This window comes from Vibrio sp. 1580, from assembly GCF_033340055.1.
In genome coordinates this window covers 1-564 of sequence record NZ_JAWOVT010000559.1, presented here as the reverse complement: position 1 = coordinate 564, position 564 = coordinate 1, and the positions used below count along the sequence as shown (strand labels likewise).

Genomic DNA, 564 nt, shown 5'->3' with positions numbered 1-564 from the left:
TTCGTGCGCTTTGCGCACGGAGATGTCCTCAAACACACAGATGTAGTTAATTAGGTGGTTTTTGTCATCCATTACCGCGCTAATAGTGGCTAATTGCGGGGAAATGCTGCCATCCCGTTTGCGGTTGATAAACTCGCCTTTCCATTGACCTTTGGTTTCAAGTTGCTGCCAAAGTTGTTGGTAAAAAGCATCATCATGGTGCCCAGAGCGGAGAATGTTGGGGTTCCTCCCAATCACTTCTTCGGCGCTGAATCCGGTGATCTGCGAGAACGCGTTGTTGACATCAATGATATTGGCATTGCTGTCGGTAATGACCATACCTTCTTGCGAGTTGTTGAAGATTTTCGACGCTAACGACAATTGCGTTTCCACCATCTTGCGACGGGTGATGTCGCCCGTCATGCCCAAAACGCCGATCAGGTCGCCGGCCTGATTTCGTACCGGTGATTTGATGGTTTCCAGCCAAGTTGGGTTGTTGTTTTCATCAATTTGGCGACACTCTTCAACGATGTTCTGTGTGCCAGTGGCGACCACTAATCGGTCGGCATCAATGAATTTTTCCGC

Annotated in this window: 1 protein-coding gene; it reads right to left on the bottom strand. The window is 48.9% G+C overall.

What is annotated here, in order from left to right; translation table 11 throughout:
* Window positions 1-564: PAS domain S-box protein (locus R7093_RS27150; protein WP_318147267.1), on the bottom strand; the 564-nt coding region annotated here is incomplete at both ends.